General features: G+C 65.4%; 20 protein-coding genes and 1 riboswitch. Of the genes, 10 read left to right on the forward strand and 10 right to left on the reverse strand.

Going from position 1 to position 22,700, the window contains the following annotated elements; translation table 11 throughout:
* Positions 1–112 precede the first annotated feature (112 nt).
* From alaS to DDE75_RS06255, 3 genes are read left to right on the forward strand one after another with little or no spacing between them, the layout of a single operon-like run.
* Positions 113–2,770: an alanine--tRNA ligase gene (alaS, locus tag DDE75_RS06245; RefSeq protein ID WP_108501517.1), complete on the forward strand. Its 2,658-nt coding sequence runs from the start codon at positions 113–115 to the stop codon at positions 2,768–2,770.
* Entirely contained in the window at positions 2,767–3,066 is a 300-nt protein-coding gene (locus DDE75_RS06250) for a DUF1330 domain-containing protein (RefSeq protein WP_108501518.1), read from the forward strand. Before alaS ends, DDE75_RS06250 begins: the two co-directional genes overlap by 4 nt.
* 60 nt (positions 3,067–3,126) lie before the next feature.
* Positions 3,127–3,921 carry a class II glutamine amidotransferase gene (locus DDE75_RS06255; RefSeq protein WP_108501519.1) on the forward strand — a complete coding sequence of 265 codons (795 nt, stop codon included), beginning with the start codon at positions 3,127–3,129 and terminating at the stop codon, positions 3,919–3,921.
* A 4-nt stretch (positions 3,922–3,925) separates the two neighbouring features.
* Here DDE75_RS06255 and DDE75_RS06260 read toward each other — a convergent pair whose 3' ends face one another.
* Both DDE75_RS06260 and gatB read right to left on the reverse strand, forming a co-directional pair.
* A complete protein-coding gene (locus DDE75_RS06260) occupies positions 3,926–4,228 on the reverse strand; it encodes a hypothetical protein (protein WP_162798924.1) in 303 nt (100 codons plus the stop codon).
* Between the two features lie 81 nt (positions 4,229–4,309).
* Positions 4,310–5,821: an Asp-tRNA(Asn)/Glu-tRNA(Gln) amidotransferase subunit GatB gene (gatB, locus tag DDE75_RS06265; protein ID WP_108501743.1), complete on the reverse strand. Its 1,512-nt coding sequence runs from the start codon at positions 5,819–5,821 to the stop codon at positions 4,310–4,312.
* A 295-nt stretch (positions 5,822–6,116) separates the two neighbouring features.
* On the opposite strand from gatB, the gene DDE75_RS06270 reads away from it, so the two are divergent.
* A complete protein-coding gene (locus DDE75_RS06270) occupies positions 6,117–6,734 on the forward strand; it encodes a lytic transglycosylase domain-containing protein (protein ID WP_108501521.1) in 618 nt (205 codons plus the stop codon).
* Positions 6,735–6,777: 43 nt separating this feature from the next.
* Here the strand turns inward: DDE75_RS06270 and DDE75_RS06275 are convergent, their stop codons facing one another.
* Positions 6,778–8,163, reverse strand: a complete 1,386-nt coding sequence (locus DDE75_RS06275; RefSeq protein ID WP_108501522.1) for a dipeptidase — start codon at positions 8,161–8,163, stop codon at positions 6,778–6,780.
* A 164-nt stretch (positions 8,164–8,327) separates the two neighbouring features.
* Here DDE75_RS06275 and hemA point away from each other — a divergent pair, with 164 nt between their 5' ends.
* Positions 8,328–9,557, forward strand: a complete 1,230-nt coding sequence (gene hemA / locus DDE75_RS06280; protein ID WP_108501523.1) for a 5-aminolevulinate synthase — start codon at positions 8,328–8,330, stop codon at positions 9,555–9,557.
* Between the two features lie 109 nt (positions 9,558–9,666).
* Positions 9,667–10,980, forward strand: a complete 1,314-nt coding sequence (locus DDE75_RS06285; protein ID WP_108501524.1) for a helix-turn-helix domain-containing protein — start codon at positions 9,667–9,669, stop codon at positions 10,978–10,980.
* 43 nt (positions 10,981–11,023) lie between these two features.
* On the opposite strand, the gene DDE75_RS06290 is transcribed toward DDE75_RS06285, so the two are convergent.
* Positions 11,024–12,073, reverse strand: a complete 1,050-nt coding sequence (locus DDE75_RS06290) for a dipeptidase (protein WP_108501525.1) — start codon at positions 12,071–12,073, stop codon at positions 11,024–11,026.
* A 539-nt stretch (positions 12,074–12,612) separates the two neighbouring features.
* On the opposite strand from DDE75_RS06290, the gene parA reads away from it, so the two are divergent.
* Positions 12,613–13,251: a ParA family partition ATPase gene (parA, locus tag DDE75_RS06300; protein WP_108501526.1), complete on the forward strand. Its 639-nt coding sequence runs from the start codon at positions 12,613–12,615 to the stop codon at positions 13,249–13,251.
* On the opposite strand, the gene DDE75_RS06305 is transcribed toward parA, so the two are convergent.
* From DDE75_RS06305 to DDE75_RS06330, 6 genes are all read right to left on the reverse strand, one after another.
* Positions 13,248–13,982, reverse strand: coding sequence for an ABC transporter ATP-binding protein (locus DDE75_RS06305; RefSeq protein WP_108501527.1), 735 nt, complete (start codon positions 13,980–13,982; stop codon positions 13,248–13,250). The two genes, parA and DDE75_RS06305, sit on opposite strands and share 4 nt — an antisense overlap.
* Positions 13,982–14,968 (reverse strand): FecCD family ABC transporter permease, encoded by a 987-nt coding sequence (locus DDE75_RS06310; protein ID WP_108501528.1) that lies wholly within the window; start codon positions 14,966–14,968, stop codon positions 13,982–13,984. Before DDE75_RS06310 ends, DDE75_RS06305 begins: the two co-directional genes overlap by 1 nt.
* Positions 14,965–15,747, reverse strand: a complete 783-nt coding sequence (locus DDE75_RS06315) for an ABC transporter substrate-binding protein (RefSeq protein ID WP_245894640.1) — start codon at positions 15,745–15,747, stop codon at positions 14,965–14,967. Before DDE75_RS06315 ends, DDE75_RS06310 begins: the two co-directional genes overlap by 4 nt.
* The gene (locus tag DDE75_RS06320; RefSeq protein ID WP_162798925.1) at positions 15,734–17,548 is read right to left on the reverse strand and encodes a TonB-dependent receptor plug domain-containing protein; all 1,815 of its coding nucleotides are present in this window, start codon (positions 17,546–17,548) and stop codon (positions 15,734–15,736) included. Before DDE75_RS06320 ends, DDE75_RS06315 begins: the two co-directional genes overlap by 14 nt.
* 131 nt (positions 17,549–17,679) lie before the next feature.
* A riboswitch (cobalamin riboswitch) is annotated at positions 17,680–17,866 on the reverse strand.
* A 36-nt stretch (positions 17,867–17,902) separates the two neighbouring features.
* Positions 17,903–18,586, reverse strand: a complete 684-nt coding sequence (locus tag DDE75_RS06325) for an NAD-dependent deacylase (protein WP_108501531.1) — start codon at positions 18,584–18,586, stop codon at positions 17,903–17,905.
* Between the two features lie 3 nt (positions 18,587–18,589).
* Positions 18,590–18,892, reverse strand: coding sequence for a hypothetical protein (locus DDE75_RS06330; protein ID WP_108501532.1), 303 nt, complete (start codon positions 18,890–18,892; stop codon positions 18,590–18,592).
* Positions 18,893–19,084: 192 nt separating this feature from the next.
* Here DDE75_RS06330 and DDE75_RS06335 point away from each other — a divergent pair, with 192 nt between their 5' ends.
* The 3 genes from DDE75_RS06335 (at position 19,085) to lepA (ending at position 22,678) form a co-directional block, all read left to right on the forward strand.
* The gene (locus DDE75_RS06335; protein WP_108501533.1) at positions 19,085–19,780 is read left to right on the forward strand and encodes an HAD family hydrolase; all 696 of its coding nucleotides are present in this window, start codon (positions 19,085–19,087) and stop codon (positions 19,778–19,780) included.
* The gene (locus DDE75_RS06340; protein ID WP_108501534.1) at positions 19,777–20,706 is read left to right on the forward strand and encodes a DMT family transporter; all 930 of its coding nucleotides are present in this window, start codon (positions 19,777–19,779) and stop codon (positions 20,704–20,706) included. The genes DDE75_RS06335 and DDE75_RS06340 overlap by 4 nt, the downstream gene beginning before the upstream one ends.
* 172 nt (positions 20,707–20,878) lie before the next feature.
* Positions 20,879–22,678 (forward strand): translation elongation factor 4, encoded by a 1,800-nt coding sequence (lepA, locus tag DDE75_RS06345; protein ID WP_108501535.1) that lies wholly within the window; start codon positions 20,879–20,881, stop codon positions 22,676–22,678.
* The last annotated feature ends 22 nt before the right edge of the window (positions 22,679–22,700 follow it).

Consider the following 22,700-nt stretch of genomic DNA (forward strand, 5'->3'; position numbering starts at 1 on the left):
CCGCGCGCTTTCGTTTGCGATTGCTGGACAGCCGCACGGGCTGGCGATAGACCAAGCAGCAAGTCCGGCACGGCCGGAAGCAGCCAGAACATATTTGCGATGAAGGCCCGCCATGCCCAGTCTGAACGACATCCGATCCACCTTCCTTGGCTATTTCGAAAAGAACGGCCACCGCGTTGTGGACAGCAGCCCGCTCGTGCCGCGCAACGACCCGACGCTGATGTTCGCAAACTCGGGGATGGTGCAGTTCAAGAACCTGTTCACCGGGCTTGAGACGCGCGATTATTCCCGTGCGACGACGGCGCAGAAATGCGTTCGTGCAGGCGGCAAGCACAACGATCTGGACAATGTGGGCTATACGGCCCGCCACCACACCTTCTTCGAGATGCTGGGCAACTTCAGCTTCGGCGATTACTTCAAGGCCGAGGCGATCCCTTATGCTTGGGAACTGCTGACGAAGGAATTCGGCATCCCCAAGGACCGCCTGCTGGTCACCGTCTATCACACCGACGACGAAGCCGCCGACATGTGGAAGAAGGTCGCGGGCCTGACCGACGATCGCATCATCCGCATCCCGACCAGCGACAACTTCTGGCAGATGGGCCCGACCGGCCCCTGCGGTCCCTGCTCGGAAATCTTCTTCGACCACGGCGACAAGATCTGGGGCGGCCCTCCGGGCAGCAAGGATGAGGATGGCGACCGCTTCATCGAGATCTGGAACATCGTCTTCATGCAGAACGAACAGTTCGAGGACGGCTCGATGCGTGCGCTGGACATGCAGTCGATCGACACCGGCATGGGTCTGGAACGCATCGGCGCGCTTCTGCAGGGCAAGCACGACAATTACGACACCGACCTGATGCGTAGCCTGATCGAGGCCAGCGCGAATGTTACCAGCGCCGATCCCGACGGTCCCGGCAAGGTGCATCACCGCGTCATCGCCGACCACCTGCGTTCGACCAGCTTCCTGTTGGCCGACGGGGTGATGCCCAGCAACGAAGGGCGCGGCTATGTCCTGCGCCGCATCATGCGCCGCGCGATGCGCCATGCCCATATGCTGGGCGCGCAGGATCCGGTCATGCACAGGCTGGTGCCCGAACTGGTGCGCCAGATGGGCGCGGCCTATCCCGAACTGACCCGCGCGCAGCCGATGATCGAGGAGACCCTGCGTTCCGAGGAAACCCGCTTCCGCCAGACGCTGGACCGCGGCCTGCGCCTGCTGGACGACGAGCTGGCCAAGCTGCCCGAAGGCGCGAACCTTCCGGGCGAGGCGGCCTTCAAGCTCTATGACACTTTCGGCTTTCCGCTGGACCTGACGCAGGACGCGCTGCGCGAAAAGGGCCGTGCAGTGGAAACCGAGGGCTTCGACAGCGCCATGGCGGAACAGAAGCGCATGGCGCGTGCGGCATGGTCCGGCTCGGGCGAGGCTGCCGATGCCTCGGTCTGGTTCGAGATGGCCGAGAAGCACGGCGTTACGGAATTCCTGGGCTATGACACCGAAACCGCCGAAGGGCAGGTTCTGGCACTGGTGGCCGATGGCACTGAAACCGCCGAGGCGGGCGAGGGCACGACGGTCAGCATCGTCGTGAACCAGACGCCCTTCTATGGCGAAAGCGGTGGCCAGGTCGGTGATACCGGCCTGATCAAGACCGACACGGGTGCCGCCCGCGTGACCGACACCAAGCGCGTCGCCGGGGTCTTCATCCATATGGCCGAAGTGACCATGGGCACCATCAGCCGCGGTCAGGGCGCGACCCTGACGGTCGATCACGACCGCCGTGGCGCGATCCGCGCCAACCACTCGGCCACGCACCTGCTGCACGAGGCGCTGCGCCGTGCGCTTGGCGACCATGTCGCACAGCGCGGCAGCCTGAATGCGCCTGACCGCCTGCGCTTCGATTTCAGCCACAATCACGCCGTCACCCCCGAGGAGATGGCGAAGATCGAGGCCGAGGTGAACGATTTCATTCGCCAGAACAGCGATGTGGTCACGCGCATCATGACGCCCGACGACGCACGCGGCCTGGGCGCGCAGGCGCTGTTTGGTGAGAAATACGGCGACGAGGTTCGCGTTGTCTCGATGGGCAGCTTGGACGGCAGCGGCAAGGGCGCCGATGGCGCGACCTATTCGCTGGAGCTTTGCGGCGGCACGCATGTCGCCCGCACGGGTGATATCGGGGCCTTTGCACTGCTGGGCGACAGTGCCTCCAGCGCGGGTGTGCGGCGGATCGAGGCGCTGACGGGGCAGGCGGCGATGGACCACCTGCGTGAGGCCGACCGCAAGCTGACCGAGATCGCGGGCATCCTGAAGGCGCAATCCGCCGAGGTGGTGAACCGCGTCCGCGCCTTGGCCGACGAACGCAAGGCGCTGGCCAATGAGGTTGCGCAATTGAAGCGCCAGCTGGCCATGGGCGGCGGCGGAGCCTCGGAAGCAAAAGAGATCGCCGGCATCAAGTTCATCGGCCGCAAGGTCGAGGGCGTGGGCGGCAAGGAGCTTGGGGCCCTGGTCGACGAGATGAAGTCCCAGCTGGGCAGCGGCGTCGTGCTGGTTCTGGCGGAAGCTGACGGCAAGGCGACGGTGGCCGCAGGCGTCACGGGCGATCTGACCGACCGCCTCAGCGCCGTTACCATCGTGCAGACGGCGACCGCAGCCCTTGGTGGCAAGGGTGGCGGTGGCCGTCCCGACCGTGCTCAGGGCGGTGCGCCCGGCCTTGACGCCGCCGATGCGGCCTTCGCCCAAGTCGAAACCCTGATCGGAGAGACCGCATGACCGCGCTCTGGATTGCCCATGTGACCGTCACCGACGCCGAGGCCTATGGTCGCTATGCCAAGGAGGCCGGTCCCGCCATTGCCCAGCACGGCGGCGTCTTCCTGGCCCGCGGCGGTCGCTATCACCAGCTGGAGGGCAACGACCGCGCGCGCAACGTTGTCGCCCGCTTCCCCAGCCTCGAGGCCGCGGTTGCCTGTTATCACAGCAGTGAATACCAAGCGGCGCTGGCACATGCCAAAGGCGCAAGCGAACGCGACCTCGTGATCGTCGAGGAAACGCCGCCCGCTGCGGAATAAGGTGATCGCGTCATACCTTTGTGCTAGCTCTGTCACAAAGAAGACGCAAAGGGGCAGGGCATGTGTCGTTGGGCGGCCTATCTGGGCCAGTCGATCTTTCTTGAGGATATCGTCAGCCTGCCGGCGCATTCGCTGATCCGGCAGGCGCAGGGCGCGATGCGCTGCCCCACGCCCGTCAATGCCGATGGTTTCGGCATCGCATGGTATGGCGAACGCCCCGAGCCGGGGCTTTACCGCGATGTCCTGCCCGCCTGGTCCGATCCGAACCTGCGCAGCCTTGTGGCGCAGGTGCGGTCTGGGCTGTTCATGGCGCATGTGCGGGCCTCGACCGGGACGGCGACCAGCCGCAACAACTGCCATCCTTTCGCCGTCGGCCGCTGGAGCTTCATGCACAACGGGCAGTTCGGCGGCTATGACGGCTTTCGCCGCCATGCCGATGCGCTGATCCCCGATGATCTCTATTGCGAACGCAAGGGCGCGACCGACAGCGAGGCGCTGTTTTTGATCGCGCTTGGGCTGGGTCTTGACCGCGATCCGAAGGCCGCGATGCAGGGCGCGATCGGTCTGATGGGCGATCTGGCGCGGCAGCGTGGCGTCGCCCCGCATGTCCGCGCCGCCTGTGCGATGTCGGATGGTGAACGGCTTTACGCCCTGCGCTACAGCAGCGACGATCATGCCCCGTCGCTCTATCATCGCTGGTCGGCGTCGCGGCAGGGATGGGCCGTGGTGTCCGAGCCGCTGGAGACCGATCAGGCCGATTGGTCCGAGGTCCCACCGGGCAGCTTCTGCATCTTTGAACGCGATACCGTCCAGATCAGCAGCTTCTGTCCCGACAGCCTTCGGGCGGTGGCTTGATGCCCTAGAACTTGGGGTCGATTGCCGGTTCGGGCTTAGGCTTGGGGGCCGCCTTGGCCTTGCCGGTGGCGCGGCGGAAGACCAGCACGTTGTGATAGACGGTGGTGCGTCCGGTCAAACCGCTGCGTTCCTCGGATGGCAGGACGTCGGCGCGCAGATATTCCCAACCCTCGGCGGCCATGCTGTTCAGTTGTGCGGTCAGCGCCAGCGCATAGCGATCGGTCGGGGTCTTGGCGTCCTTGTCCTTTTCCCCACGCGAGGGGGCCGCGACCACGGAATATTCAAAGCCCGGTTCAGAAACACCCATCTGCATCCTGCCATTCACGAAAAAAGGGCTGCGCCCATTTGAAAAGGAGAGACCCCGCCCGATGCGGACGGGGTCATGATGTCACTGGGCCAGCTTTTTGGCGACCAGTTCGTTGACGGCGGCGGGGTTGGCCTTGCCACCCGTGGCCTTCAGGACCTGACCGACGAACCAGCCCGCCAGCTTGGGATTGGCCTTGGCTTTTTCGACCTGTGCGGGGTTGGCTGCGATGATCTCGTCCACGGCGGCCTCGATGGCGCCAAGGTCGGTGACCTGCTTCATGCCGCGTTCCTCAACCAGCTGGGCGGGATCGCCGCCTTCGGTCCAGAGGATCTCGAACAGGTCCTTGGCGATCTTGCCGGAAATGTCGCCCTTGGCGATCAGATCGACCACGCCGCCCAGCTGCGCCGCCGAGATGGGCGAGGTCTGGACCGTCAGTCCTTCCTTGTTCAACCGGCCGAACAACTCGTTGATGACCCAGTTCGCGGCCATCTTGCCGTCACGGCCCGCGGCCACGGCCTCAAAGAAGTTGGCGTTTTCCAGTTCGGCGGTCAGCACGCCCGCGTCATATTCCGACAGGCCCATGTCCTTGACGAAGCGGGCCTTCTTCTCATCGGGCAGCTCGGGCATGGCGGCGGCGATGTCGTCGACCCAGGCCTGCTCAATTTCCAACGGCAGCAGGTCGGGATCGGGGAAATAGCGATAGTCGTGCGCTTCCTCCTTGGACCGCATCGACCGCGTCTCGCCCTTGTCTGCATCATAGAGGCGCGTTTCCTGCACGACCGCGCCGCCATCCTCGATGATGGCGATCTGGCGGCGTGCCTCGTATTCGATGGCGGCCTGGATGAAGCGCATCGAGTTCATGTTCTTGATCTCGCAGCGCGTGCCCAGATGGCTGAAATCGCCGGTTTCCTGGAAGCGCTCATAGGCGCCGGGCTTGCAGACGCTGACGTTCACGTCGGCGCGCAGGTTGCCGTTCTGCATGTTGCCGTCGCAGGTGCCCAGATAGCGCAGGATCTGACGCAGCTTGACGACATAGGCGGCGGCTTCCTCGGGGCCGCGGATGTCGGGGCGGCTGACGATCTCCATCAGGGCGACGCCGGTGCGGTTCAGGTCGACGAAGGACATGTTGGGGTCCATGTCGTGGATCGACTTGCCCGCGTCCTGTTCCAGGTGGATGCGCTCGATCCGCACGCGGCGGGCGACGCCCGGACCCATGTCGACGATGATCTCGCCCTCGCCCACGATGGGGTGATAGAGCTGGCTGATCTGATAGCCCTGCGGAAGGTCCGGATAGAAATAGTTTTTGCGGTCGAAGGCGCTGCGCAGGTTGATATCGGCCTTCAGGCCCAGTCCCGTGCGGACCGCTTGGGCCACGCAGAATTCGTTGATGACCGGCAGCATGCCCGGCATGGCGGCATCCACGAAGGCCACGTTGCTGTTGGGTTCCGCCCCGAATTCGGTCGAGGCGCCCGAGAACAGCTTGGCATTCGATGCGACCTGGGCGTGCACCTCCAGCCCGATGACAAGCTCCCAATCGCTTTTGGCGCCTTGGATCACCTTGGGCTGCGGGGCGGTATAGGTCAGGTCTAGCATCGGATTGGGCCTCATCGTGCGGCGGATCTGTCTTTGGGCCGGGTTTTAGGGCAAGGCCATGGGATTGTCACGGCCTGCCGCGCTGCCATCTGTCATTCGCCCGACGAATCGTGACACGGGCGGCACCAAACGAAATACGCGTGTCATTTTACGTGATCTGGTGGCCTATCGGCGGGAATCCGTCATTCGATCGCGTGACGGGTGGCACGTTCCCGCCGACGCACGAAGCCGTCGCTTGCGGCATTTCCGGCTTCCTCTAAGCCAATGCCTGACGAAACTGACCCACGAGGTTCCGATGCGCGCTGCGCTGTCCCTGGCCGCCCTGGCCGTTCTTGCCGCCTGTTCCACGACGCCGGGTGCCGACAAGGCCGAGGCCGTGAAGACGGAGGCCGAAGAGCTGGCCCTGGTCGCCGAGCCGCCGATGCGGTGGGACGCCAAGGGTGGGTCCGATGCATGGACCACCGCAACGCTGGCCGCGCTGGACCGCGAGGGGGCGACGATCATGTCGCGCGTCCCGCATGACATCAACGAATTCTGCCCGAACTATCGCCAGCTGACCCAAACTGGGCGCAAGGCCTTCTGGGCGGGTCTGCTGTCGGCGGTCGCCAAGCATGAAAGCACCTACAACCCGCAGGCGGCGGGCGGCGGTGGCAAATGGCTGGGCCTGATGCAGATCGCGCCCGCGACCTGGCGCAACTATGGTTGCACGGGCAATATCCGCAATGGATCGGACAACATGGCCTGCGCGGTCAAGATCATGACGCATCAGGTGGAACGCGACAATGCGGTCGCCCATGATGGCAACGGCTGGCGCGGCGTGGCGCGGGACTGGGCGCCGATGCGCAGCGCCTCGAAGCGGGCCGATATCGCGAATTGGACCAGCAGCCAAAGCTATTGCAGCGTCGAGGGCTGATCGGACATGATGAAGGGGCGGCACCGGGTGCCGCCCCTTTTCGTCAGCGCAGGGCGGTCAGGATGCGCACCCAGGACCGCGCGCCTTTCGCGAAGCTTTCCACGTCGTATTTCTCGTTCGGGGAATGGATGCGGTCGTCATCGCGGGCAAAGCCGATCAGCATCGAATCCATGCCTAGGATCTGCTTGAAGTCGCCCGCGATGGGGATAGATCCGCCGGCGCCGATGAAGGCGGCCTCCTGTTCCCATTCGTCGCTCAATGCCTGCTTGGCGGCGGCAAAGGCCGGGTCGCTGATGTCCATGCTGCTGGCGGGGCTGGCGCCGTGGTCGTGGAATTCCACCCGGCAATCGGCGGGGACGAAGCTGCGGACATGGGCCTGGAAGGTGTCGCGGATGGCCTCGGGGTCCTGCTGGCCGGTCAGGCGGAAGCTGACCTTGGCGCGGGCCTGGGCGGGCAACACCGTCTTGAAGCCTTCGCCCGCATAGCCGCCCGCAATGCCGTTGATCTCGGCTGTGGGTTGGTTCCACACCATCTCCAGCGCGGTGCGGCCCTTTTCGCCGATGGGGTCCTTCAGCCCGACGCGGCTCAGAAAATCGGCGGCGTCAAAACCAAGCGCCTGCCAGTCGGCGGCCAGTTCCGGGGTCAGCTCCGCCACGCCGTCATAAAAGCCGGGCAGGGTGACGCGCCCCATGTCGTCCTTCAGCGCGGCCAGCGCCTTCGACAGGATCATGATGGGGTTGGCGGCCAGCCCGCCGAAGCTGCCCGAATGCAGGTCGCGGTCGGCGCCGGTGATGACGACCTCTTGCCCGACAAGGCCGCGCAGCTGCGTGGTGATGGCCGGGCGGCCGTCGGAATAGCGGCTGGTGTCGCAGATCATCGCCACCGAGGCGCGCAATTCGTCGGCATGTTCATGCAGGAAGGGCCGAAGTGAGGGCGAGCCGGATTCCTCCTCTCCCTCGAACAGCAGGGTCAGGTCGGTGGGCAGGCTGCCGTGGACGGTCTTCCACGCACGGAAGGCTTCGACGAAGGTCATGAGCTGGCCCTTGTCGTCGGATGCACCGCGACCGCGGATGACGCGACCCTCGGGGGTGTCCTCGATGGCGGGTTCGAAGGGCGGGCTGTTCCACAGTTCCAGCGGATCGACGGGCTGGACGTCGTAATGGCCATAGAACAGCACCGGCCGCGCATCGCCCGCGGGCGATTTCGCCACCACCATCGGATGACCCGGCGTGTCGTGCAGCGTCACCTCGAAGCCAAGGTTCCGCAGCTGCGCGACCAGCCATTCCGCCGCCTGCCGCACGTCGCCCTTATGCGCCGGATCGGTTGAGATCGAGGGGATGCGCAGGAAGTCCTGCAGCCGGTCCAGCGCGGCATCCAGACCCTGATCCAGCTGCGTCAGCATGTCCTGCATCGATGCGTTTTCCACCATGTTTCCCGCCTTTCCGAGCGTATTTGTCAATTTTCAGACTGGACCTTTTGTCCCAGCATGACGTTTTTGACCTGTCATTTTCGCGACTTGCCGCTTATTTAGGACGTGCCGCGCGTGGTCGGACCATGATCGCACCCAGCCAGCTATGCAAGGGAACGCCCGCAATGAAATATGATGCCGCATTGGACCAGGCGATCTCGCGTCTGCACGACGAAGGCCGCTATCGGACCTTCATCGATATCGAACGCGCGAAAGGCCGGTTTCCGCAAGCCGTCTGGAACCGTCCGGACGGTCAGCAGCAGGAAATCACCGTCTGGTGCGGCAACGACTACCTGGGCATGGGGCAGCACCCCGTCGTCCTGGCCGCCATGCACGAGGCGCTTGACGCCACCGGCGCAGGTTCGGGCGGGACGCGCAACATCAGCGGCACCACGGTCTATCACAAGCGGCTGGAATCCGAGCTGGCGGATCTGCACGACAAGGAAGCGGCCCTTGTCTTCTCCAGCGCCTATATCGCCAATGATGCGACGCTCTCGACGCTGCCCAAGCTGTTTCCGGGGCTGATCATCTATTCGGACGAATTGAACCATGCCTCGATGATCGAGGGGATCAAGCGCAACGGCGGTGCCAAGCGCATCTTCCGTCACAACGACGTCGCCCATCTGCGCGAACTGCTGGAGGCTGACGATCCCGCAGCCCCCAAGCTGATCGCCTTCGAGTCCATCTATTCCATGGACGGCGATTTCGGCCCCATCGAGGCGCTCTGCGACCTGGCGCAGGAATTCGGCGCGCTGACCTATCTGGACGAGGTCCATGCGGTGGGCATGTACGGTCCCCGTGGTGGCGGCGTGGCCGAGCGTGACAAGCTGTCGGGGCGCATCGACATCATCAACGGAACCCTTGGCAAGGCCTTCGGTGTCTTCGGTGGCTATATCGCGGCCAGCGCCAAGATGTGCGATGCGATCCGCTCCTATGCGCCGGGGTTCATCTTCACCACTTCGCTGCCGCCCACGGTTGCGGCGGGGGCGGCAGCCTCCATCGCCTTCCTGAAGACGGCCGAGGGGCAGAAGCTGCGCGACGCCCAGCAGCTGCACGCCCGCATCCTGAAGATGCGGCTGAAGTCGCTTGGCATGCCGATCATCGATCACGGCAGCCACATCGTGCCCGTGCATGTCGGCCATCCGGTCCACTGCAAGGCGCTGTCGGACATGATGCTGCGCGATTACGGCATCTATGTGCAGCCGATCAACTTCCCGACCGTCCCGCGCGGCACGGAACGCCTGCGCTTCACGCCCTCTCCGGTGCACGATCCCAAGCAGATCGATCACCTGGTAGGCGCGATGGATACGCTCTGGTCGCATTGCGCGCTGAATCGCGCGGAATTGAGCGCATAGACAAATCCCCCCGTGAACTGCTCTCGCCCGCGTGATAACGTGAGGGTAAAGAAGCAGCATGACTCTCCGATTCGGAGAGCTTGCATAACCGTCGTATGAGGCATTCGGGATGAGCAGGCTGCGGGCAACACACCCAGCAGAGGAGTTCGCGCAAGTGGAGGACGACAACCAGTTCCTCGACGATGACACGCGTCTGGGCGACCTGATGCGCGGTGAGCGGGCGACATTGGGCAAATCGCTGCTTGATGTGCAACGCGAATTGCGGATCCGGGCATCCTATGTCGCGGCCATCGAGAATTGCGACATCTCCTCTTTCGACACGCCAAGCTTCGTATCGGGCTATGTCCGATCCTATGCGCGTTATCTGGGCATGGACCCGGATTGGACCTTCCGTCGCTTCTGCCAAGAATCGGGCTTCATGCCCACGCATGGCATGGCGCCTTCGGCATCGGGTCCCAAGCCCGCACGTCGGCCTTCGGACCCTGCCGAGGCGCTGGCCAACCCTCGTGCGCTGTTCATCCCGCAGGAACAAAGCTTCTGGTCGGATATCGAACCGCGCGCGATCGGGGCGATCTTCGTTCTGATGGCGTTGATCGGCGGTCTGGCCTATGGCGGCTATGCCGTCCTGCAAGAAGTCCAGCGCGTCACCCTGACCCCCGGCGACGACATGCCGGGCATCGTCACCGAACTGGACCCGACGCAGGGGGCCGGTCTGGCCGATCCCTCGCTGGACGGGGCCGAGGGTGCGGACATCGCCCGCAATCTTCCCCAGCCCGAGGCGCTGGATCGCCTCTATCGTCCGCAGATCCTAGAAGCGCCGGTGATGACCGCGCGCGACGGGCCGATCGCGGCCATCGATCCCGGTCTGCTGGATGGCGGCCCGAGCGTGGATTCGATTATCGCATCGGCGGGCAAGGTCACCCAGTTCCCGCAGCCCCAGACCGCGGCAGAGGTCGCAGGTCCCGTGGCACCCACGGCCGATCAGGCCCAGCTTGGCCCGCGCGTGGCCAACGCCGAAGCGGCTGCCCCGGCCGAGACCGCCGTGCGCACCGTCGCGCCCGACGCCCCCGAGGTGCAGCTGATGGCCGTCCGCCCTGCCTGGGTGCGCGTCACCTCGGCCGATGGCACGGTGCTGCTGGAAAAGATCATGGATGCGGGCGAACGCTTCACCCTGCCCAAGCTGGAAGAGGCGCCCCGTCTGCGCACCGGCAATTCGGGCGCGGTCTATTTCGCGGTCAACGGCCAGACCTATGGTCCCGCAGCTCCGGGGGCGCAGGTCGTCAGCAAGGTCGAACTGTCGACGGACAGCCTGACCGAACGCTATGCTTTGGCCGATGTCAGCTCGGACCCCGAACTGGCGCAGATGGTCGCCATGGCGCAGATCGCGCCAGATCCCGATCAGTCGGCCGAAACCACCGAATAATGAAACTGCCGGGCATCGCGCCCGGCAGTTTTCGTTTCAGCGGTCAGTCCTTCCAAGTCCGCTGCAGAACGCCTAGCCAGTTGTCGCAGGCGATCTTGGCGATCAGCGCCTCGCCATAGCTGTGGTTGCGCATGGCGTCGATCAGGCGCGGCAGGGCGGCGGCATCGGGGATGTCCTGCGGCATCAGCGCGCCGTCGAAATCCGACCCGAAGGCCACGCCATCCTCGCCCAGGATCGACAGCAGATGGTCCAGATGGCGCAGCATCACGTCCAGATCCTGAAGCGGCAGGCGTTTTCCGTCCGGCCGCAGGAAGCTGGAGGCGAAGTTCAGCCCGACCAGCCCCTTGCTGTCCGCGATCTGGCGCAACTGCCGGTCGGTCAGATTGCGAGAGCTTTCGCTGATGGCATGAACACCGCTGTGGCTGGCGACCAAGGGTGCATCGGACATGGCGGCGATGTCGTTGAAACCCGCCTCGTTCAGATGCGACAGGTCCAGCATGATGCCAAGGTTGTTGCATTCCGCCACGATTTCGCGCCCCGCCTGTGTCAGCCCGCCGCCGATGTCGGGCGAGGCGGGGAAGGCAAAGGGCACGCCTTCGGCAAAGCGCGTCGGACGGGACCAGACCGGCCCCAGTGACCGCAGACCGGCGGCATGCCACAGATGCAGGTCGTCGGGGTTCCGGATGGCCTCGATCCCCTCCATGTGCATGATGGCGGCGATGCGGCCCTGATCCATCAGCCGGGTCAGATCGGATGCCTTGCGGGCGATCCCAAGCGTGCCCGTGCGTTCCAGCGCCATCAGGGCGGCGGCCTGGGCGAATGCCTGGGGCAGCGCCTCATCGGCGGGGATTTCGGCAGGCAGGGGCATGTGGAAGGGCGGGTTCTCCATCTTCTGCTGGGCGTCGGGGTCGCTGTATCCCTCGGACGCGGGGATCCAGATGGCGAAGAAGCCGCCCGCCAATCCGCCCTGCCGCATGCGGGGCAGGTCCAGATGCCCCATGCCGTCGCCCTTCAGCCACAGATCGGTGCCGCCCGCACCGGCGGCCACCACGCGTTGCAGAAAGTCGTTATGTCCATCGAAGATCCGGACCATATGCGCTGCTCCTGTGCTGTTCGGGGGCAAGATGCACAGCCTGCAGCCCCGGCGCAATGGCATCTGCGGGCTTTGCGGAATCGCGGGACGGTATTACGCTGAAGGTCCATCACGGGAAGGGGGACCGACATGCCACAGATCCAGCCGGATTTCACCGGCCAGACCGTCATCACGACATTCGAGGTGACCCCGGGCAGCGCGCATGACGTGCTTGATCTGCTGACGGCGGCCTGGGAACAGGTCATCAGCCAGCAGCCAGCAGCCGGGCTGCCTTGGCGGGGCGATCCATCTGAACGACGCACAGACCCGGATCGCCACCTATTCGCAGTGGAACGCGCGCGGCGATTACCAGGCGATGCTGCGCAGCACCGAGATGCGCCGCCGCAACCGAGAGATCCACGCCATGTGCAAAAGCTTCGAGCCCGTGATGTACGAGGTGCAGTCGGTCTTCGACCGCTGATGCTGCAGCTGCATTATAGTCGTGCAATTGCCCCGCCGCCTGTTAACCTTGCCGCAAGGGACAGCAGAAGGAACCGCGCATGGCAGGACGCATCATCACCGTGGCCCAGCAGAAGGGCGGCTCGGGCAAGACCACGCTGGCGGTGAACCTGGCGGTCTCGCTGCACGCGCGCGGTCATTCGGTGGCCCTTGTCGATACCGATCCGCAGGGCAGCATGGGCCGCTGGTTCATGGAACGCATGCAGGCGCAGGGCGAGGATGAGGCGATGGACTTCTCGACCTCATCGGCCTGGGGTGCCAGTTATGAGAGCGAGAAGCTGAAGAAGCGCTTCGATTTCGTCATCATCGACACGCCGCCCAAGATCGACAGCGATCTGCGGCCATCGCTCAAGGTGGCCGATCTGGTGCTGGTGCCGGTGGCGACCAGCCATGTGGACCTCTGGGCGACCGAGGGGGTGTTGGACCTGGCGCGGCGCGAAAAAGCCGATGTGCTGGTGGTGCTTAACCGCGCGCGCCCGAACACGAGGTTATCCGCGGAAGTGGCTGAAAAGGCGCAGGAACTGGGTGCCAGCGTCGCCGACGTCCAGATCGCCAATCGTGTCGCATATGCCGAGACGCTTGGGCAGGGCTTGGGCGCCACCGAGACCGCCAGGTCAGGTCCCGCCCGCGCCGAGATGGCCGCCCTGACCGATGAGGTTCTGGCCCGGCTTGAGGTTTAGACCGGCAGGATCGCCAGCCCGTCGGGCGTCTGGACACGGCACAGGGTGATGCCGAAGGCGCGGGTCATCAGATCGTCCCGCAGCACCTCATCCGGCGGGCCATCCGCGATGATGCGCCCTTGGGCCAGCAGGACCAGCCGCGTGCAGAACCGCGCAGCCAGCCCCAGATCGTGGATCGAGGCCACGACACCGCGCCTCTCACGCGCCAATTCCGCGAATAATCGCATGGTCGCCAGTTGCTGGGCGGGGTCTAGTCCGGCGATCGGCTCATCCGCCAGCAGCAGGGGCGTGTCCTGCGCCAAGGCGCGGGCGATCAGGGCGCGGGCTTGCTCACCCCCCGACAGGCGCTGCGCGGTGCGATGGGTAAAATCCTGCAACCCCATGCGAGTGATGGCGCGGTCGATGGCCTGCCGGTCGGCAGAGGTGCCCCCGCCACCGGGCCATGCAAGACGACCGAGCGAAACCAGATCACGGACGCTGACGGGCCATGCGATCTCTTTCGCCTGCGGCAGATAGGCGGCGTGGCGGGCGCGGGCGGCGGCGGGCAACTGTGCCAACGACGATTGCCCCGTGGCGGGGATCAGGCCAAGGGCGGCCTCCATCAGGGTGGATTTTCCCGCGCCGTTCGGGCCGATCAGGCCGATGAATTCGGACGCGCCAACGGTCAGGTCGATGCCTTTCAGCACCGGGCGGTTGCGACGGATCACCGACAGGTTTTCAAGCCTCAGCATCAGATGCGTCCCCCGCTGCGGGTTTTCCAGATCAGATGCAGGAACAGCGGGGCGCCGACGATGGCGGTTAGAACCCCCAGCTTCAGGTCGCGTTCGGGGGTGATGACGCGCACCGCGATGTCGGCAGCCAGCAGAAGCGCCGCCCCGCCAAGCGCCGAGGCGGGCAGCAGCCGCGAGGGCCGTGCCCCGACCCAGGGGCGCAACAGATGCGGCACCACCAGCCCGACAAAGCCGATGGCCCCCGCAACCGCCGTCGCGGGCCCGACGATCAGCGCCACCCCGGCGATCAGCCGCCAGCGCAGGGTGGTGGCGTCGATGCCGAGGGCCTGCGCCGCAGCCTCGCCCAGGGTCAGTGCATCAAGGCCGCGGGCCGTGGTGGCGATCAGCGCTGCCCCCAATGCCATCGGCGGCAGGGCCAGCGCGACATGGACCAGCGACCGGTCGGCCAGCGACCCCATCAGCCAGAAGATGATCTCATTCGCGGCATAGGGGTTGGGCGAGAGGTTCAGCACCAGGGCCGTTCCCGCCCCCGCCATGGCCGAGATCGCGACCCCCGCCAGGATCAGCGTGACCGAGCCTCCGCGTGGGCCGGCCAGCGCCACCAGCAACCCGATGCCGATGGCTGCCCCCGCCAGCGCCGCCGCGGGCAGCGCCAGCGCGAAGGCCAGCGAGGCCCCCGTCTGGATGGCGATCACCGCCCCAAGGGCCGCCATGCCCGAGACACCGATCAGCCCCGGCTCGGCCAGGGGGTTGCGCAGATAGCCTTGCATCGCGGCGCCGGTCAGCCCCAGCCCCGCGCCGACGGCCACTCCAAGCAGCGCACGCGGCAGGCGGATCTGGCGCATGACAATGGGCAGGGGGCCGTCACCGCCAAGCACCAGCGCCTTTAGGCTGGCAAGCGCGCCCACCCCCGCAGGTCCGATCAGCAGCGAAGTGACGAACAGCGCCAGCACCAGCGCGACCAGCAGGCGGAAGAGGGGCGTCATGGCAGGTTCTCGATGGCGGTCAGGATGAAGGGCGTGCCGCAGATCCATGTGTTGTCGGTGGTGACCGTGGGCACCTTGGCGGCATGGCGCAGCGCGGGGTGATCCAGGATCGCCTCGGCCCGTGACTGGCCGGGCCAGCGGGCGCCGGTGACGATCAGATCGGGGGTGGCCATGACCATTTGTTCCAAGGGCAGCGCCCCCGGGCCGGTGATGCCCAGATCGGCGGCGATGTTCTGCCAGCCCGCCCGCGTCAGGATGGTGTCGGAGAGCGTCTGCCCCCCCGCGGTGAAGCCGTTCGCGTCATAGAAGAGCGCACGCCCCTTGGTCCGCTGCGGGATCCGGGCCAGCCCCTCGTCGAAGCGCGCCAGCAGATCGCGCGCCGCATCCTGCCGTCCCAGCAGATCGCCTATCCGGGTGATCTGGTCGCGGATCTGCGGGATGGTATCGGCGGGCGGCAGGATCTGCACCGGGATGCCCAGGTCCTGCAGCATCCGCACGGCGGGCCCCGCGGAAAACTGTCCGGTCAGCACCAGATCGGGGGCCATCAGATAGATTTCCTCGGCGCGGCCATGGTTGGCGGGCAGCGCCTTCGCGGCATCCGCCATGGGCGACAGGTCGGGGTCCTGCGCATAGCTGCCGACCGAGATCAGCTGCCCCGGTGCCGCCAGCATCAGCGCCAGCTGATCCGTGCAGAGGTTCATGGAAACAACCCGCGCAGGGGCCGCCAGCGCCGGTGTCGCCACCAGCGCCACCATCAGTGCCAGCCTAGAAAGAGGCACGCAGCCCCGCAAAGATCGCCCGGTCGGATGTGCCATAGCCCTCCAGCACCTGGTATTCGCGATCCAGTAGGTTCTCGACCCGCAGATAGCCGGTGGTGGTGGGGGTCAGGTCGCGCTCGATCTGGGCGTTCAGCACGGTAAAGGAGGGCATTTCCGACCCGTCATCCAGTAGCCCGTCTTGATAGACCGCCTGAAGGCTGGCGCGGGTGGCGGTGTCCAGATCGCCCGCGACCCGAAGCGTCGCGCTGCGTTCGGGCACGCAGTTCAGCGGATCGCCGTTTGGGTCGCGGGTATCGGTATAGGTCAGGTTGCCCGACAGGCGGATGCGGTCGGTGATGGCGGTTTCGCCGGTCAACTCGATCCCTTGGGTGCGGCTGTCGCCGGTGATTTGCTGATAATCGAAGTCGTCCAGCGAATAGTCGATCAGATTGTTGATCTTCGTGCGGAACAGCGTCACGCCGAAGCTGCTGTCGGCGGTGGGGGCGTAATCCAAGCCGATCTCGGTGCCGATGGCGGTTTCCGGGGTCAGGTCCGGGTTGCCGCCCCATGTGGCATAAAGCTCATAGGGGGAGGGTGCGCGATAGCCGCTGCCGTGCTGGCCACGCAGGGTGATGCTATCGGTTGCCCGCCATGCAATGGCCAGACGCCCGGTCTCCTTGCCGCCGAATTGCGAATTGTGATCGTGACGTGCTGACAGGGCGATATCCAGATCGGGCGTGGCGACCCATTGTGCCTCGGCATAGAGCGAATTGGTCAGATAGCGTGCGTCGGTGGCATCGCCCTGGAAGCGTTCGTCGCTGTGGCTGGCACCCCAAGCCAGTGTCACGTCCTGCCCCACAAGGGTGGACCCGTCATAGGCGTATTCGGTCCGCTCACCCTCATAGGGATAGGTGAAGCCCCCGAAGGTTTCCTGCCGCGAGGTTTCGCTGCGCTGCACCGACAGCCCGTGTTCGGTCGCACCCATGGTGTAATCGGCAAAGACCCGTGCCCCGCGCATGATGCCCGCGCTGCGGTCGGCATTGTCGACCAGCACCGGGAAGTCGCCATCCGTATCCACGCGGGTCTTCTGCCAGAAGCCCGCAACGCCCACCGTCAGCGCGGGCGTCAGGTCCTGGCTGGCCGAGAGGGTGACGCGGGTCGCCCGGGCGCCGTCGTCCTCGGTATTGCCGTCGTTTTCATCGGCGACCGAAAAGCCGTCGGTTTCGTAATGCTGCACCGTCAGGGCGGCGCGCTGGGTGTCATTGGCGGCCTGCACGCCATAGGACAGGCGCGTGCTGTTGTTGCTGCCGTATTCCACGCCCGCCTGCTGGTGCAGCCCTTGGCGGTCTGCGTCCAGCGTGGTGATCGAGACCACGCCACCGATCGCCTCGGAGCCATAGAGCGCGCTTTGCGGACCCTTCAGCACCTCGATCCGGGCAATGTCGCCGGTCAGCATGGCGCCCGCGTCGAAACGGATCTGCGGGGCCGAGGGGTCGCTGACGTCGATGCCGTCCACCAGGACCTTGACGTATTGCGTCGGCAGACCGCGCAGGCGCAGCGTCGATTGCGTGCCGAACCCGCCGTTCGAGGTGACCGAGACCCCCGGCAGCGTCGCAAGGTAATCCACCAGGCGCGTGGTCCCGTCACGATGCAGATCCTCGCGCGTGACGATCTGGACGTCGGCGCCTGTGCGGCCCGGCTGGGACGCGGTCTGGTTGGCCGACATGATGATGGGGGGCAGCATGACGGGCGCTTCCTGCGCGGCGGCAATGCAGGGGGCGGTCAGGGCGGTGGCAAGGCAAAGGCGGGACAACAAGGGCACGTTCTGCATCCTTCGGGATGCCCGGACCTGTTGCGTCCGGGCGGGTATGGTCAGTTGCGGTCCCAAGGGACCCCAACGGCGAATACCACCTCGACGGAAGATCCGTTTCACATATGCGCCCCGCATATGCTTTGGGTGATCGCGCTCGGCAGGTCTCCTGGCTGGGCGGGTCGTCGCTTGACCGGGCCTTCCCATCCCCACGGGGGACAGTGGCATATCCGACCTTGCTGACCGCTGACAGTTGCGGGGGCAGCCGCAGATTTTCACTGCGTTCCCTTTTCACCGGGCGAACCCGGAACCGAGGCAGGATGGCACTAGCCCATCACGCCCCCGTTACGCAAGATTTATCGGGCGTCAGGCGCCGCAGAGGTCATCGACCAATGCGGGGACTGTCACGCTGGCGGGGCCGAGGATCTGCTGATCGAAATCATCGGCATTGACGCTGGCCTCCAAGTTCAGTTCTAGGCATTTCGCACCGTTGCGCCCGGCGTGCTGGGCAAAGCCCGCTGCGGGATAGACGTTGCCCGATGTGCCGATGGCCACGAACAGGTCGCTGTTCTCCAATGCGTGCCAGATGCGTTCCATGTGCAGCGGCATTTCCCCGAACCAGACGATGTCGGGGCGGATCGAGGGTTTGCCACAGGCCGGACAGGGGTCCTGGGGCGTCATGACCATGGGCGCGGGCCAGTCATACCCGCAGGCGGCGCAGCACGCCCGGTTTAATGCGCCATGCATGTGGATCACGTCCAGGCTGCCTGCGCGTTCATGCAAATCGTCCACGTTCTGCGTCACCAAGGTCAGGTCGTGATGCGTCGCCAGCTTGGGCAGGGCCAGATGCGCGGCGTTCGGCTGGGCCTGATGCGCGGCCTTGCGGCGCATGTTATAGAAGGCATGGACCAGCGCAGGGTCCTTGGCAAAACCTTCAGGCGTGGCGACATCCATGATGCTGTGGTTTTCCCACAATCCGTCACTGGCACGAAAGGTCGCCAACCCGCTTTCCGCGGAAATGCCCGCGCCGGTCAGGACGGTGATGCGCATCGGTCAGCGGCAGAGACGCTCAGCCTGTGAGGCGAAGTTGCGATAGCGGCGCCAGAACGAGTTGTCCGAATCGCGCTTGGAGGTGCGGACCTCTTGCGCACGATGCGGGTCGCGGAAGAAGGCGGCGGCCTTGCGCTGGTCGGACCGCGACAGGGTCTGGTTGGCGACCTGCTGGATGCAGCCGCACAGGGGGGCGTTGCCGCGGGCGCGGTCGGAACGCACGCAGGCATTGTCGATGGGTCCGGCCATGGCCAGGGGGGTGGTCAGCACGATGGTGGCTGCCGCGATCACCAGACGGTTCAGCATGGGCTGTCTCCTCGATTCTCGTCCTCGGATGCCGGGGATGCCGGTTGGTTCCGGTCTTTCTTGCCCAGGCGGTTCCCATTGATACCAAAACGTGGGCCGTTTCTCAATCGTCTTGGCGGCGGCAGGGGGTTGCATGGGGCGTCATCCAACTGCATTCCGTGCAGATATGGTCGCGAATGCAGGAGGTGCGGGATGATCGAAGCCATCGGACTGGATGCGGATGACACCCTGTGGGAGAACGAGACCTTCTTCCGCGTGACCGAGGCCGAATTCACGGCCCTGCTGGCCGATCACGGCGATGCCGAGACCATCGCATCCCGCCTGTACGACGTCGAACGCGCGAACCTCGTCCGCTATGGCTATGGCATCAAGGGGTTCACGCTGTCGATGGTGCAGACGGCGGTGGAACTGACGGATGGAAACGTAGACGGGCGGACCATCGGGCGTATCCTCGAGATGGGGCGCGAAATGCTGGCCCATCCGGTCGACGTGATGCCGGGTGTCGTCAAGGCACTGGAAGGGCTGCAGGAGCGGCGGCTGATTTTGATCACAAAGGGCGACCTGATGGACCAGGAACGCAAGGTCGCCGCATCCGCTTTGGCCGAGATGTTCGAGGCGGTCGAGATCCTGGCGGACAAGACGCCCGAGGCCTATTCGCGGGTCATGAACACCCATGACATTGCGCCCGAGCGCTTCCTGATGGCGGGCAATTCGATGAAGAGCGACGTGATCCCGGTGCTGCAGATCGGCGGCTGGGGTGTCCATATCCCCCATGGGCTGACATGGATCGCCGAACATGCCGATACGCCCGATCATCCACGGCTGCGCGAATTGGCGACCATCGGCGATCTGCCCGCCTTGGTCGCTGAACTGGAGGCATCGGCATGAGCGCCTTCAGCCGCCTGTCCGACAATGGACGCGCATCGCTGTTCATGAGCGCATCCATGGCGATGTTCGCGTTGGAGGATGCCTTCATCAAGACGCTGACCGCCACGATGCCGGTCTGGGAATTGCTGGCGATCACGGGGCTGGCGGCGCTGGGTGTCTTTTGGGCCAAACTGGCGATGCAGGGACAGGCGATGTGGACGCGGGACCTGCTGCATCCGATGGTGGCCCTGCGAAATCTGGGCGAGATCATCGGCGCCTTCGGTTTCGTCACGGCGCTGGCGCTGGGTGAATTGGCGACGACATCGGCCATCCTGCAGGTGCTGCCGCTGACGCTGGTGCTGGGCGCGGCGCTGTTTCTGGGTGAACAGGTGGGCTGGCGGCGCTGGTCCTCGGTCGCGGTGGGGTTTGCGGGGGTTCTGCTGATCCTGAGGCCGGGCACGGCGGCGTTCCATCCCTCGATGCTGCTGGCGGTGATGGGGGTGGTTGGGCTGACGCTGCGTGATCTGGCCACGCGGCGGATCCCCAAGGGTGTGCCCTCGGACCAGCTCTCGGCCTCGGCCTATGGGGCCATGGTGCCTGCCGGTCTGGTCTTGGCCGTGCTGGGGGGCGAGCCTGCGGTGATGCCCGATCCGCTGCAGGCGGCGCTGCTGCTGGGAACGCTGGTTTTCGGCGTTCTGGGTTATACCGCGCTGGTGGCAGCGTCGCGCATGGGCGAGGCATCCGTGGTGGCACCCTTCCGCTACTCCCGGCTGGCATTCGCGCTGATTGTGGCGCTGGTCGTCTTCGGCGAAAGGCCCGATCTGCCGATGCTGCTGGGGGCGGCGCTGATCGCGGGGGCGGGTGGCTATGCCATGTGGCGCGAGGCCGGGCTGCGCCGCAAGCCATTGGCCGGGGCAATGCGTCCGGGCAACGGTCCGCTGACCTGAAACGGGCAAGCCGGCCACGGCCCCATCGAGGGGCCTTGCCGGCTGCGCGTTCACCGAACGCGCGCGCCTTTGGCCGCATCCGGCGCCCCTTGTCGCAGCGTCGCCCGAAACAAACGCGTGCGGGCTGCGAAATCCTCTTTTCGCGGCCCGCGCAACCCAGTATAGCCCGGCCATGACCGAGTTGTCCCTCATCCGCAATTTTTCGATCGTGGCTCATATCGACCACGGCAAATCCACCTTGGCCGACCGGCTGATCCAGCTTACGGGGACTGTCGCCGAACGCGACATGAAGACCCAGATGCTGGACAGCATGGATATCGAGCGGGAACGTGGAATCACCATCAAGGCGAACACCGTGCGCATCAACTATCCTGCCAAGGATGGGCGCACCTATGTGTTGAACCTGATCGACACGCCCGGCCATGTCGACTTCGCCTATGAGGTCAGCCGGTCCATGCGCGCCGTCGAAGGCTCGCTGCTGGTCGTGGACGCCACGCAGGGCGTCGAGGCGCAGACGCTGGCCAACGTCTATCAGGCCATCGATGCCGACCACGAGATCGTGCCGGTGCTGAACAAGATCGACCTGCCCGCATCCGAGCCCGATCGCGTCAAGGCGCAGATCGAGGATGTCATCGGGATCGACGCCAGCGAGGCCGTGTCCATCAGCGCCAAGACCGGCGTGGGCATCCCCGACGTGCTGGAGGCCATCGTGAACCGGCTGCCCGCACCCACGGGCGACCGCGATGCGCCGCTGAAGGCCATGCTGGTGGACAGCTGGTACGACAGCTATCTGGGCGTGGTCGTCATGATCCGCGTCATGGACGGCGTCGTGCGCAAGGGCGATCAAGTCAAGATGATGCAGACCGGCGCGACCTATCGCCTGGACCGTCTGGCCGTGCTGACGCCCGCCATGAAGGACATCCCGGAGCTGGGCCCGGGCGAGATCGGCGTCTTCACCGCCTCGATCAAGCAGGTGCGCGACACCCGCGTGGGCGATACGATCACGACCGAGAAGAAAGGCGCCGAGAAGGCTCTGCCGGGCTTCAAGCCTGCGCAGCCCGTCGTCTTCTGCGGGCTGTTCCCCGTCGACGCCAACGACTTCGAACCCCTGCGCGACGCGATCGAGAAACTGGCGCTGAATGACGCCAGCTTCAGCTATGAGATGGAGACCTCGGCCGCGCTTGGTTTCGGTTTTCGCTGCGGCTTCCTTGGGCTGCTGCACCTCGAGGTGATCCGCGACCGTCTGGAGCGTGAATACGATCTGGACCTGATCACCACCGCCCCAAGCGTGGTCTTCAAGCTGCATATGCGCGACGGCGAGGTCATCGACCTGCACAACCCCGCCGACATGCCCGACCCCTCGATCATCGATCACATCACCGAGCCGCGCATCAAGGCCACCATCATGGTGCCCGACGAATACCTCGGCGATGTGCTGAAGCTGTGCCAGGACCGTCGCGGCATCCAGATGGACCTGACATATGCGGGTAGCCGCGCCATGGCGGTCTATGACCTGCCGCTGGCCGAGGTGGTCTTCGACTTCTACGATCGGTTGAAGTCGGTGACCAAGGGCTATGCCAGCTTCGACTATCAGATCAGCGAATACCGCGAGGATCACCTGGTCAAGATGTCGATTCTGGTGAACGACGAACCCGTCGACGCGCTGTCGATGATGGTGCATCGCGACCGTGCCGAAAGCCGGGGCCGCGCCATGGTTGAAAAGCTGAAGGAACTGATCCCGCGCCACATGTTCAAGATTCCGATCCAAGCGGCCATCGGCAGCCGCGTGATCGCGCGCGAAACGCTGTCGGCGATGCGCAAGGACGTGACGGCCAAATGCTATGGCGGCGACGCCACACGAAAGAAGAAGCTGCTGGAGAAGCAGAAGGCCGGCAAGAAGAAGATGCGGCAGTTCGGCAAGGTCGAGATCCCGCAGACTGCCTTTATCCAGGCGCTCAAGATGGACAGCTGATACAGGCTGTCACGAAATCAAA

It is taken from the genome of Paracoccus indicus (assembly GCF_003056335.1).
In the GTDB taxonomy this organism is placed as follows: Bacteria; Pseudomonadota; Alphaproteobacteria; order Rhodobacterales; family Rhodobacteraceae; genus Paracoccus; species Paracoccus indicus.

Bases quoted from the DNA above. Each gene is read 5' to 3' on its own strand.
- hemA (WP_108501523.1), top strand. From the start codon at position 8,328: ATGAAATATGATGCCGCATTGGACCAGGCGATCTCGCGTCTGCACGAC.
- DDE75_RS06340 (WP_108501534.1), top strand. From the start codon at position 19,777: ATGAGCGCCTTCAGCCGCCTGTCCGACAATGGACGCGCATCGCTGTTC.
- DDE75_RS06305 (WP_108501527.1), bottom strand. From the start codon at position 13,982: ATGCTGAGGCTTGAAAACCTGTCGGTGATCCGTCGCAACCGCCCGGTG.
- DDE75_RS06310 (WP_108501528.1), bottom strand. From the start codon at position 14,968: ATGACGCCCCTCTTCCGCCTGCTGGTCGCGCTGGTGCTGGCGCTGTTC.
- DDE75_RS06260 (WP_162798924.1), bottom strand. From the start codon at position 4,228: ATGGGTGTTTCTGAACCGGGCTTTGAATATTCCGTGGTCGCGGCCCCC.
- DDE75_RS06270 (WP_108501521.1), top strand. From the start codon at position 6,117: ATGCGCGCTGCGCTGTCCCTGGCCGCCCTGGCCGTTCTTGCCGCCTGT.
- lepA (WP_108501535.1), top strand. From the start codon at position 20,879: ATGACCGAGTTGTCCCTCATCCGCAATTTTTCGATCGTGGCTCATATC.
- DDE75_RS06325 (WP_108501531.1), bottom strand. From the start codon at position 18,586: ATGCGCATCACCGTCCTGACCGGCGCGGGCATTTCCGCGGAAAGCGGG.
- parA (WP_108501526.1), top strand. From the start codon at position 12,613: ATGGCAGGACGCATCATCACCGTGGCCCAGCAGAAGGGCGGCTCGGGC.
- DDE75_RS06250 (WP_108501518.1), top strand. From the start codon at position 2,767: ATGACCGCGCTCTGGATTGCCCATGTGACCGTCACCGACGCCGAGGCC.
- DDE75_RS06275 (WP_108501522.1), bottom strand. From the start codon at position 8,163: ATGGTGGAAAACGCATCGATGCAGGACATGCTGACGCAGCTGGATCAG.
- DDE75_RS06290 (WP_108501525.1), bottom strand. From the start codon at position 12,073: ATGGTCCGGATCTTCGATGGACATAACGACTTTCTGCAACGCGTGGTG.
- alaS (WP_108501517.1), top strand. From the start codon at position 113: ATGCCCAGTCTGAACGACATCCGATCCACCTTCCTTGGCTATTTCGAA.
- DDE75_RS06335 (WP_108501533.1), top strand. From the start codon at position 19,085: ATGATCGAAGCCATCGGACTGGATGCGGATGACACCCTGTGGGAGAAC.
- gatB (WP_108501743.1), bottom strand. From the start codon at position 5,821: ATGCTAGACCTGACCTATACCGCCCCGCAGCCCAAGGTGATCCAAGGC.
- DDE75_RS06330 (WP_108501532.1), bottom strand. From the start codon at position 18,892: ATGCTGAACCGTCTGGTGATCGCGGCAGCCACCATCGTGCTGACCACC.
- DDE75_RS06255 (WP_108501519.1), top strand. From the start codon at position 3,127: ATGTGTCGTTGGGCGGCCTATCTGGGCCAGTCGATCTTTCTTGAGGAT.
- DDE75_RS06285 (WP_108501524.1), top strand. From the start codon at position 9,667: ATGAGCAGGCTGCGGGCAACACACCCAGCAGAGGAGTTCGCGCAAGTG.